General features: G+C 37.0%; 11 protein-coding genes. 4 read left to right on the forward strand and 7 right to left on the reverse strand.

The annotated features are described in order from the left end of the window. Positions 1 to 58 precede the first annotated feature (58 nt). Positions 59 to 709: a hypothetical protein gene (locus KPC_RS12700; RefSeq protein ID WP_121974731.1), complete on the reverse strand. Its 651-nt coding sequence runs from the start codon at positions 707 to 709 to the stop codon at positions 59 to 61. Between the two features lie 198 nt (positions 710 to 907). Here KPC_RS12700 and KPC_RS12705 point away from each other — a divergent pair, with 198 nt between their 5' ends. The 3 genes from KPC_RS12705 to KPC_RS12715 all read left to right on the forward strand — a co-directional run bounded on the left by KPC_RS12705 (position 908) and on the right by KPC_RS12715 (position 3,814). Continuing rightward, the gene (locus KPC_RS12705) at positions 908 to 1,384 is read left to right on the forward strand and encodes a phasin family protein (RefSeq protein WP_121974732.1); all 477 of its coding nucleotides are present in this window, start codon (positions 908 to 910) and stop codon (positions 1,382 to 1,384) included. Positions 1,385 to 1,544: 160 nt separating this feature from the next. Further along, positions 1,545 to 1,817, forward strand: coding sequence for an HU family DNA-binding protein (locus tag KPC_RS12710; protein ID WP_121974733.1), 273 nt, complete (start codon positions 1,545 to 1,547; stop codon positions 1,815 to 1,817). A gap of 128 nt (positions 1,818 to 1,945) precedes the next feature. After that, on the forward strand, positions 1,946 to 3,814 hold the full coding sequence (locus KPC_RS12715; RefSeq protein WP_121974734.1) for a SurA N-terminal domain-containing protein: 1,869 nt from the start codon (positions 1,946 to 1,948) through the stop codon (positions 3,812 to 3,814). Between the two features lie 145 nt (positions 3,815 to 3,959). Here KPC_RS12715 and KPC_RS12720 read toward each other — a convergent pair whose 3' ends face one another. Further along, a complete protein-coding gene (locus KPC_RS12720; protein ID WP_121974735.1) occupies positions 3,960 to 4,880 on the reverse strand; it encodes an AraC family transcriptional regulator in 921 nt (306 codons plus the stop codon). 188 nt (positions 4,881 to 5,068) lie between these two features. Between KPC_RS12720 and KPC_RS12725 the strand changes: the two genes are divergently transcribed. Continuing rightward, entirely contained in the window at positions 5,069 to 6,295 is a 1,227-nt protein-coding gene (locus KPC_RS12725; protein ID WP_121974736.1) for an alkane 1-monooxygenase, read from the forward strand. A 35-nt stretch (positions 6,296 to 6,330) separates the two neighbouring features. On the opposite strand, the gene KPC_RS12730 is transcribed toward KPC_RS12725, so the two are convergent. From KPC_RS12730 to KPC_RS12750, 5 genes are all read right to left on the reverse strand, one after another. After that, entirely contained in the window at positions 6,331 to 6,819 is a 489-nt protein-coding gene (locus KPC_RS12730; RefSeq protein WP_121974737.1) for a GNAT family N-acetyltransferase, read from the reverse strand. A 79-nt stretch (positions 6,820 to 6,898) separates the two neighbouring features. Beyond that, positions 6,899 to 8,098: an acyl-CoA dehydrogenase family protein gene (locus tag KPC_RS12735; RefSeq protein ID WP_121974738.1), complete on the reverse strand. Its 1,200-nt coding sequence runs from the start codon at positions 8,096 to 8,098 to the stop codon at positions 6,899 to 6,901. Between the two features lie 28 nt (positions 8,099 to 8,126). Further along, positions 8,127 to 9,413 carry an acyl-CoA dehydrogenase family protein gene (locus KPC_RS12740; RefSeq protein ID WP_171334488.1) on the reverse strand — a complete coding sequence of 429 codons (1,287 nt, stop codon included), beginning with the start codon at positions 9,411 to 9,413 and terminating at the stop codon, positions 8,127 to 8,129. 247 nt (positions 9,414 to 9,660) lie between these two features. Further along, positions 9,661 to 11,034 (reverse strand): ABC1 kinase family protein, encoded by a 1,374-nt coding sequence (locus KPC_RS12745; RefSeq protein ID WP_121974740.1) that lies wholly within the window; start codon positions 11,032 to 11,034, stop codon positions 9,661 to 9,663. A 158-nt stretch (positions 11,035 to 11,192) separates the two neighbouring features. After that, entirely contained in the window at positions 11,193 to 11,498 is a 306-nt protein-coding gene (locus KPC_RS12750; RefSeq protein WP_121974741.1) for a hypothetical protein, read from the reverse strand. Positions 11,499 to 11,646: the final 148 nt, after the last annotated feature.

Here is an 11,646-nt window from a genome sequence, read left to right on the forward strand (position 1 = left end):
GACTAAAATAGTGGGTATTTTTAAGAGTATTTGTAATAATTTGTGTTTTCATTATTAATTAAAATAACCGCCACAAATTATACACGATTAAAACTAAAAAGAGGAGTGCTACAACATATAAAACTTTTTTGAGACGGTTTTGATTTTTCTCCATCCGTCGTATGCGGTTTTGATACTGTTTTACTTCTACCTTTAACGTATTGATTTGTGAGCGTTGTTGATCAATTTTCTCAAGTAATGGTTGTATCCGTTTTTTTGAAGCAATCGTATTTCGGTCACTATCTGGGCTGCTTAACCAGTTTTTCCAATCTGATAATAATTTTGGTGCTGATAGATTGAGTACGAGATCTCTAAATTCATCTTTTAAATTTGCATCTCCCTCTAGCCGCATTTTTTTAATACTGCGTCTATTCGATAAAAGAAAAATTTGTACAAGATCAATCAGGGTGCTGCTAACGACTAAATCTACTGGCTTTTCTGGTGCTTTTATATCAAATAATAGTCCTTTATCTGTAAATTGCAGATAAAAATCAAAATAGGGAACATAACTGTTCATTTTGATCGTAATTTGCTGATCAACAAATTTCTTTGCTTGTATTCGAACAACACGATCATGTTTCAAAATAAAAGAATAGAATGTTTCAAAAACAATCATGATGATATTTAGCAACAGACTAGATTGTTCTTTTTGTTGTTGCGTTTCACTCATAAAAACTTTCCTATCTGTTTTACAACAGAGAATCCTGCCTCAAAAAATCAAGTATAACTCGTCCAAGCGAATTTTCGAAAATTACTTAGCTTTGTAGAACAGTTTTATCAAAGGTTCAAGCTATAATGTTGCTATTATAGTTATATTTTTGCACGTAATCATTTAGTTTGATTATTAAAAGATCAGGAGCAACGGTTTATGGGTCAAGAAAACAACGATATAAATCAACAACAACTTGAAAAGGATGGAAAGGAATCTAGCCGAATTAAAACTAAATCTTTAAGAAAATCCCCGCTTGATTTTAAAAAGTACACCAAACAAATCTGGCTTGCTGGTTTAGGGGCGTTTTCAAGAGCTGAAGAAGAAGGTAATAAATTATTTGATTCTCTGGTGAAAGTTGGTGAAGAACTTGAATCCAAGACAACGGATATTACAGATCAGACGGTAAACAAAGTTGCCGAAAAAGCGAAAGAATCTGTGATTGAAAGTAAGGATCGTGTCGAAAAAATTCTGGATCAAGGAGTGAATCAATCTTTAAACCGTATTGGTTTAGTAAGTGCTAAAGATGTTCAACGCCTGGAAAACCTGATTTTACAACTACATCAGAAAGTGGATCTTTTACTTGAAGAAAACCGGTCAATAAAAGAACAGATTTTGGGAAATAAGCAAAAATAGGCATGAAATTACATTTTAAACGAGAATAAATGCACTTTTTTGTGAAAAAGCGATTGTCTAGTATTGCGTTTCCCCCCAAAGCATTGCTATAAAGTCGTCATGGCATTTTTACTACAAGCCTTGGATCTTAAACAAACGATACTAAGAGGACGTAATCTTCATGAATAAATCAGAATTAATCGACGCCATTGCAGAGAAAGGGGAATTGTCTAAGACTGATGCTGGTAAAGCATTAGACGCGACTATTGCTTCAATTGGTGAAGCGTTGAAAAAGGGCGACACAGTAACACTTGTGGGCTTCGGTACTTTCAGCGTGAAAGAGCGTGCTGCACGTACTGGTCGTAATCCTAAAACTGGTGCTGAACTTCAGATTCCTGCAAGCAAAGTACCAAGTTTTAAAGCGGGTAAAGGTTTGAAAGATTCAGTTGCTTGATCTTTTAAGTATATAAACGCGCCTTTTGGGCGCGTTTTTTTATGAAAAAAGCAATATAACGATTTTATCCATTCATTCATTGTTCATTATCAGTTAAAATCGCACGCAAATAAAATATTGGAATACTTATGGAATCGTTTCGTAAAGTCATTCGGGGCTGGTTTGGTAAAGTCTTACTGGTATTGTTTCTACTCCCTTTTGCTGTTGTTGGTATTGAGGGATATTTTAGTGGTGGAAACAAGGCAGATGTTGCACAGACAGTCAATGGTCAAGAAATACCTAAAAAAGAGCTTGATTCTGTCACACAGAACTTTAAAGAACGCTATTTATCAATGGTTGGTGGTGATGAGACTTTGTTAAATCAGAGTTTTATTCAAAAAAATGCCTTAGATAGTTTGATTTCACGTAGTTTGTTATTACAACAAGCGAAGAAATTAGGTATTTCACTAAGTAATGCCCAAATTGAGCAAATGATTGCCCAACAACCTAATTTTCAGGAAGGTGGCAAGTTTTCTGAAGCTTTATACGCAAATTATCTTCGCTCAGTTGGTATGACAAGCGATGCTCTAATTGACAATCTACGTCAAGATCATGCTTTGAAAATGCTTAGTAGTTCAATTTTGGATTATGCGTTGGTCAATAAACAAGATGTTGCACAAATTGCCAATTTGCAAACAGAACAACGCAATTTATATTTATCGAGTATTAAGCTTGATGATTATAAGAAAAATGTAAATGTAACGAATCAGGAAATAGCGGATTATTACAATAAACATCAGCAACAATTTAAACAAATTGCATCAGTTGATGTTGATTATGTTGTTTTAACACAAGCTTTAGTGCAGGGAAACAATACAACAGTTTCAGATGCTGAGCTTCAGCAGGCATATTCTAAGTTTGTTCAGGAACAACAAAAGAACATCAAACGGGAAGTGAAGCATATCCTGATAACTGCTGACAGCCGTAGTGATACGGATGCTCAAAAGCTTGCAAATGATGTATATGCAAAGATCAAAGCAGGCATGACTTTTGCTCAGGCTGCAGAACAATATTCAGATGATCCTGATTCAAAAGCCAAAGGTGGATTGGTAACAACTTATGTGCCTGGTGCCTTCTCTGCTGAATTCGATAATGCTGTGAATGCATTAAAAGCAGGTGAAATTTCTAAACCTGTTAAAACACAATATGGTTATCACATTATTGAAGCGAAAGTTCTTGCTGCCGATATTCCTTCATTTGAATCTAAAAAAGCAGAGTTAACAACTGAAATTCTGAAAAGTCGTAACGCAAACCTTTATTCAGATACTGTAAATAACATCAATGAACAAGTTGTGGGTAATGATGCTTTAGATCCTGTCACTCAAGCTGTAAAAGGAACTCAGGTACAATCGGTTAAAGGCTTAACTGTTTTAGCAAACGTTCCTGTACTTTCAGATCCTGCTGTTAAAGCAAAAATCTTCAGTGAGGATGTGAAAAATGGTGACCGCAATGCATCGAGTAATATTCAGCTAGCAAATGGAGATACTGTATGGGTGAAAGTACGTAACTATCGTGCTGCTGGTGTTCAACCACTTGCTCAGGTATCTGCACAAGTTAAAGCTAAACTTATTGATGATAAAGCGGCGAAAGCAGCTAAAGCAAAAATTGCCAATATGTTGACTCAGTTTAAATCTGAACCGGCTACTCAGGTCTTGGCAAAGAATCAGGTTGCATTCCAGAATGCAGGTGTTTTTACACGCTCTCAAGGTTTAAAACGTCCGATTGAACGTGCTGCATTCAGTCTTCCCGCACCTAAGGATGGTATGTGGTCTGTTACAACAACTTCATTACCAAATGAGTTGGTTGTTGTTGCTGTGGCTAAAGTAAATAAGGCAGGTATTGAGACTATGAACCCTAATCAGGTTCAGGAATTGAGTCAGCTTTATCAGCGCCTTCGTGCCGAGCAAGAGTTGGATGACTATACTCAATACTTAAAATCACATGCGAAAATAAAATAAACTGATTCTGATAAAAAAAGCGCTTCGGCGCTTTTTTTATATTTGTTTGTAAAACCATAACAACATTATATTGGTATCGAGTTTGAGCTAGCAAGAAACTGCGAATAACAGGATCAATAGAACAGTTTAAATACTGTAGAAAAAGCTAAGCATTCTGTTTGTATTGGCTTGGGCTAACTTCAAACTGTTTTTTGAAAGCTTGGCTAAAGGATGTTTCTGATGAATATCCGACTTGGTGGGCGATTTGCTGAATTGACATATGTCCCTGCCTTAGAAACTGGGTTGCCAGACGCAGACGATGTTGTTGTAAGTATGCAAGAGGCGAGGTTCCTACAATTTGATTAAATAAACTGGAAAATTTGGATCTGGACATAAAACATTGTTCGGCCAGACTTTCTACAGTCCATGACCGCTCAGGAAAACTATGAATTGCAGCGAGTGCTCTTGCTAGCTCAGGATGAATAAGTGCATTCAGCCAGTTATTTTGATCTGTTAAATGTTCAATATAGTCACGGACGCATTCAATAAACATGATGCTTACAAGATGATCCATGATTTTATTTCGACCCGCCAAAGACCTTTGGGTCTCGGATGCAACAAAATATAATCCGATTTTTAACCATTCTGGTGCTGTATCACTAAATGCATTTTGAATATGTAAATATGGAGGGAGAGCATTGACCAGAGGCTTAGCCATGACGGCATCCATGTGGCAGCGTACAGTCAGGATGAGCGCTTTATTGGAATCTCCTTGACCGAACTGAATTGCATCCTGCTTTAAACCATCAAATAGTTTTGAAATGTCAGTTGATTGAATTAGCTTGGTTTGCCCAATATTTTGAGCCTTATGTTCTAACCCCGCAGGGATAAGAATAATATCACCTGCTTTTAGATCAATTTTTAATTGATCTTGTATGAAAACTTGTGCCTGTCCGAACAAAATGATATGTGCAATAAGTGCTGATTGTTCTGGAATATGAAATGCCCAGTCACCTTGTGTTTGTAAATAGAGATATTCAGTTTGATTTAAATGAATATCGTCAAAAATTTTACTTAAAGCATCCATAGAATAGAACCGAACCTCTTTTAAAGAGTATGTATCAATTTTGTTTTAAATCATGTTCAAAAAGGTCAAATACGGGGTTGAATATGCCAAATACGTTTGAATAGGTTTTTTGGACGCTTAAAACTGTTTCGCTTCACTTATTTACTGAAATATATCAGATATGTTGTAGATAGGAAAAGGTGAATGCAATGAATGCTCCAGTTAAATTATCTGAAAAAGAATTAGAAAATCTTGCAAATGAATCAGGACTGGCTTTGGATAAAAAACGTTATTGGTGGTTGCTTAGCCCGGCATTACCGATGATTGGGGTTGCCGTTTTGGCAGGCTATCAGTTTGGACCTAAAAAAACAAAAAAGCTTTTTGCTTTGGGTGGACCGATTTTATTACATATCGTCATTCCTTTGGTTGATGCAGCCATAGGGCATGATGATAACAATCCTAGTGATGAACAGATTAAAAAACTGGTTGAGGATCCATATTACAATAAGATTTTGAAATTATTTGTTCCATCTCAAATGTTGGCAAACTTATTTGCCGGATATGTCGTTTCGCGTAAAACGACATCTTTCCTGGATAAAATTTTGCTAGGAATTTCTATGGGAGCAATTAATGGTATTGCTGTAACGACAGCGCATGAATTTTCCCATCGCTCAACCAGACTCGAACAATACTTGTCACATACGACTCTAATGCCTTTGTTCTATAATCATTTTCGTATAGAACACCCATATGGTCACCATAAACGTGCTGCAACACCTGAAGATCCAGCGTCTTCACAAATGGGTGAAAGTTTTTATGAGTTTTGGCCGAGAACTGTTTTTGGCAGCCTTAAATCTTCAATTGAAATTGAAACTCGTCGTTTGAAACGTAAAGGTTTACCATTTTTTTCTAAAGAAAATGAGTTATTTCATGGCTGGTTAATGAGTGCCGGTTTTCACGGCTCGATGCTTAAAATGTTTGGTAAAGATATATTACCATATTTAGTTACACAGGCTTTTTATGGCATCAGTCTGTTTGAAATTATTAATTATATTGAACACTATGGTTTGCTGCGTGAAAAGAATGAAGATGGCAGTTACAAGCGTACCATGCCAGAACACAGCTGGAATAATAACAACATCACTACCAATCTATTTTTATACCAATTGCAGCGCCATTCTGACCATCATGCTTATCCAACCAGACCATATCAGGCTTTAAGACACTTTGATGAAGCACCAGAGCTTCCAAGTGGTTATGCAACGATGTTGTTGCCAGCATTAATTCCATCTGTATGGTTTAAAATGATGGATAAACGTGTTTTTGATCATTATGGTGGGGATTTAAACAAAGCAAATATTTATCCAAAGCGTCGCGCTAAAATTTTTAAGAAATTTGGTGTTGTTGATAAATTGCTGAATAACGAAACTGTATAAAAGAATTAAGTAATAAAGCCCGTAAAAGGGCTTTGTTATTTTAAGTCTTTCAACATCCAGATTTCGCAGGCATGACTATGTCCAGTATTCCCTTTAGGTTGAGTTAAATGCTGAAAACCAAGTTTTTCATAGAGTTTCACAGCTTGCCAGAGGTCTTTGGTTGTTTCCAGATAGCATGATTGAAAGCCATTTGTTTTCGCAAAATCAAAAGCATTTTCCAGTATATGTTTGGCAAAACCAAAACCCCGTAGCTCAGGTAAAAAATACATTTTCTGTATTTCAAGAATACGATCATCACCTTTAAGTGGAGACAGGCCACCACCACCAAAAACTTGATCATTATCATCAACAATTACCCAGTATTGAGCATTAGCCTGACGATAAACATCATATAAATTGTCTAAAACGGGATCGGCTACAGCAAAGCCAGACTCAGGTGCAAGTCCAAACTCTTTAGAAACTTCACGGATAATGTGAGCAATTGCCATATTATCTTTTTGTTGAATAGGGCGAAGAGAATACATAACTTATAAAAATAACATAGAGATGAATCCTTATAGCAAAAAATTCATCTCTTGTGTTAAGTCTAGGAAAGCAAATAGCTTATTTTAACTCGCTTGATGATTTTCCAAGTTCACGTCTTGCAATAATCAATTGTTGAATTTGCTGGGTTCCTTCAAAAATATCTAAAATTTTTGAATCACGTGCCCATTTTTCCAACAGTTCATCTTCGTTATATCCGACACTCGCAGCCAGTTCGACACATTTTAAGGTAATCTCATTTCCTATACGTCCAGCTTTGGCTTTTGCGATAGAGGCTTCACGAGAATTTGGTTTTTTATTGTCAGCCATCCATGCAGCTTTTAACATGAGTAGGCGAGATGCTTCCCATTCAGCTTCCATACGGTAAATTTGTGCAGCTATATTTGAGGTTTGCAGATATGGCGTAGCATAGTTTTCGTCTAAGACATCTTTGAAAATTTCTTTGATTCTTTCTAAAGAAGCTTTTGCACATCCAACAGCCATTGCTGCAACAAGAGGGCGAGTGTTATCAAAGGTTTCCATGACACCCGCAAACCCTTTTGCAACATCTATTTCCGCATTACCCAAAAGATTTGTAGCAGGAACACGGCAATCTACAAAACTGATTGCTGCTGTATCTGAGGCTTTGATACCGAGTTTGTGTTCCAGACGTTCCACAGTCATACCCGGTGTACCTTTGGGAACAACGAAGGATTTAATTGCTGCGCGTCCAAGCTTTTTATCCAGAGTTGCCCAGACCACAACCGAATCTGCCCGTTCGCCTGAGGTAACGAAGATTTTCTCACCATTTAAAATATAGTCATCACCATCTTTTGTAGCTGTTGTCCGAATTGCTGCGGAGTCTGAACCACAACCAGGTTCAGTGATAGCCATCGCAGCCCATGTACCTTTAAATCGCTCTAACTGTTCATCATTTGCTACAGCGGCTATAGCCGAATTGCCTAATCCCTGGCGTGGCATGCTCAGAAGAAGACCAGTATCTCCATAACACATTTCGATGATACCTAGTGCTGTGGACATGTTTACGCCATTTTTATTACTATCATCTGTAGCGCCACGTTTCCCTACAGCAGCACCTGCATTCATGCCTTCACCGCCATCATTCATTCCATCCAGCAATGAACCCAGCATATTTAGCTCTTTCGGATAGGCATGTTCGGCTTTGTCGTATTTACGTGAAATAGGACGCAATACATTGATTGCAACTTCGTGTGCCTGATCGAGTAATATTTTAAACTTTTTTGGATTTTGTAAATTCATGATTTTGTCCTCATTGTTATTATTTTAATTAAGCATGTAAGCCCGAGTGTAAGATAGCAGTGGCACGTAAGTCACGATACCAGCGTTCAACAGGGTGTTCTTTGGTAAAACCATGACCACCTAAAATTTGTACACCATCAGTACCGATTTTCACTGATTTTTCAGCACTAAGTAAACGGGCCAAATATGCTTCACGGTGAAATGGTTTTCCTGATTCAGCCAAACTTGCAGCATTTAAAACCAACATGCGCATGGCATCTATTTCAATAGCCATATCTGCAATCATGAAGGCAACACTTTGACGATGTGAAATAGGCTCACCAAAAGCGGTACGTTCGTTGGCATATTGAATACAATATGTTTTGACTGCTTCGCATGTCCCAATTGCAATCGCACACCACATCAGATTTCCCAAGTCCAAGAAAGCAGTATAGTCAAAATCTTCATCACCCAATATCTCGGCAGGTGTATGGTTAAATTTTAAAGTTACGGTTTCAGTCGCTTTAAGACCCATTGCCGGGCTACGTTTAGCAGTGATTGTTTCATCTCGTTTGACAACAAATACTTCAGGTTGACCGTTTAATTCTGCATTTACGATTAATACATCAGCTGATTCACCCAATAAAACTAAAGTTTTTTCACCAGTAATATAGTGCTGTCCTTGTACTGAAACTGCCTTGGTTTTGAGTTTAAAAGGATTGAAAGCAGGAGTGGACTCCTGAATGGCAAATGTTGCCTTTATGTCGACGTCATCTGCAAAACTAGATAAATAAGCGGACTGGATTTTTCTGGAACCCCATTGAGTGATTGCATTGATTACACTAAAAGTAGAAAGTAAGCCAGCTGTAAGACTAAAGTCACCTTTTGCCAGACTTTCCGCAATCAAAATATTGCTGACAATATTTTTTTCTGATGCTACACCTCCGAGTGCTTCTGGAAGCGCATAGTAATTCAGACCTAAATCTGTACTATGTTGCCATAATTCGGAAGGGAAAGTTTCGTTACTATCCGCATTGTGTGCCAGCGGATATAAAATCTCTGTAGCAAACTGGCTCATGGCATCGACAGTCATTTGCTGTTCTTCAGTCAGACTGAGATCAAATAATGATTTTTCTTGGTTCGGTAGTCGTTGTTTATGTACATCCTGATTGGATTTAAAAACTTTTTGAGTTTTACTGAGTGTTTTAAAACTAACTTTAGACCCTTGGTAAAGTGATTTCTCAACAAATTTACGAAGTTTTAGTTGATCTAATAGGTCGCTTCCTGCAATTTTTGTGATAAGTGATAGACCCAAACCTTGAGCCTTATTTACCATACTGGTCATTGTTATACCCTGAGAGCTTTTGTTGGCTAATAAGAATCATCCTGACATGATCAAATTGAAAAAACCATGTCATTCTTGACGTACAAGTTGACTAAAGATAAATGGTAGCTAGGTTTTGAATTTTGTTTTTATTTTATTGATAAAAAATAAATTTTAATTTTAATTTTTAAATGTAAAAAAATAAATATTGACCAAAATGACAAATTTTTATTGGCATCATTTTGGTCTTTTTATAAAATCATAAAAAAGGTGTGATCATTTTTCTGACATTGGTTTTTGCTTCAATCACTGTCATGAAAGTATAAGCACCGATAAATTTACGGCTAATAAACATAAACTCTTTTGGTGGGATACTAAAGTAACGCGATGCCATAGATTTGGAAGCACGTTGCATTACGCGACTATGCAGCTGGCTTTTTTTCCAATCGTAGCGATTTTGATCATCCATCACACCAGCTGGTAGATCTGGATTATTTTCCTTAGTGCTGAATGCCTCGGTAGCCAGTAAAAAAACCTTTGCCATATCTGGTTTGATACTGAGTGGCATCGCATCAAAAAATTCATAACCTGTCATAGAGTTAACCATCTCTTCAGCATCATGATGGTAACCTGAAATAATTAAATTTCGGGCGACTTTAAGCAGTTGCTCATCAAATTGGCGGATTGCACCAAAGTCAAGTAGTACGATCCGATCCAGTGTGTTATTACCATCACTCAAACGAACCAAATAGTTCCCAAAGTTTGGGTCAGTCTGCATTTCACCCCATTCAAAAATTTCACGAACAGCGATTTCAAGTGAGGCCTCACCAAGCAAATTACGGCGTTCTTGGGGCAATGACAACATAACAGGGCTATTGATAGGAACACCACGTTCATAGGTCATGCAAAGCACTTGATTTGTTGAATAATCATCAATTATTTGAGGGACTATATAACGTGAATCACCACGTAATCGTTCTGCAAAACGTCGAGTTGTTGCTGCTTCGACTTTGTAATTCACTTCACGATGCATCATCTCACGGACTTCGTCAAACCATTGATCAAATTCGCGAGTTTGAGGAACCATACGGGTAAGTTTAAGCATGTTTTTAAACAGGCTCATATCCGAATCAATAGCATCGGCAACACCTGGGTACTGGATTTTTAATACCAGTTCCAATCCATCTGATTTACGGGTTGCACGATGAACCTGCGCAAGAGAAGCAGTACCAATAGGTTCATGATCGATTGTTAAATCATTTAGCTTTGAGCCTAACTGACTGACCAGTTGCTCCTTGATGGCAGGCCATGCAAGAGCCACAGTTTGATTGTTCAGAGTATTGAGTGCTTGTGTAATTTCTTCTGGTAAAAAATGTTCTCCATACAGAGCCATCATTTGACCAATTTTAACAATCGAACCTTTTAACTTTCCAATTTCAGAAACAAGATAATCAGCTTGCTCTTTCATTGCTTTTTTACGTTTTTTTTCTTTTTCTTCTTCACTTGAAAAAATTGAGGTTGCACTTGAAGCCGCCCAACGGGTTCCAGCCAATAACGAAGCTTTTGCAATCGATAAGCGTCGATCTATAGATGAGGTTTTTAAATTTTTAAGCTTATCGTTTTGATCTGACATGAAGATTAAATCCCTTAAGCGATTCGAGCAGATAATAATATTAGCGAATATTACATGTTATCTGCGTATTAAAATAGTTTTACTGGCTGAATGGCACACTGTATTTAAAAAAATGCCAATATTTTACTAAATAGCCTAAGCAAAATGATTTTTAAAACTTACATTCGGTATTGAATTTTCAGTTCTTGTCTATGCATCAGTTGAAGTTTATTGGCCTGGATAAATGTTGAAATCATGGATTGAACAGATTGATCCAAAAAACCCAATGCATAGCCTTTAACAATAATTATGCTTGGGAGGCTAAAAAAGAAATAGCGGGCATCTTCTAGATTCGCAGTTTTAAAAACGCCATGTTGGGTTAAAGTTGATTGAAAGTATTGCTTTTCAATTTGAACTGAGGGAGAACTTTCATCATTCCAATAGCTTTCACGCATTGCCATCAGGTTATTATGTTTATAACTCATTCGCTTCAGAAAATAACATAGACGTGTTATTTATAAGGACGGAGAGTAGAGAAATCAAGTATTTTAAATAAGCCATTTAGATAATTTCATCAACTTCAATCATCTAAATATTGGAAATATATGAGCTGGATTACTAAAAGTTTCACTT

Origin of the sequence: Acinetobacter stercoris (assembly GCF_900323515.1) — a bacterium.
Taxonomy (GTDB): domain Bacteria; phylum Pseudomonadota; class Gammaproteobacteria; order Pseudomonadales; family Moraxellaceae; genus Acinetobacter; species Acinetobacter stercoris.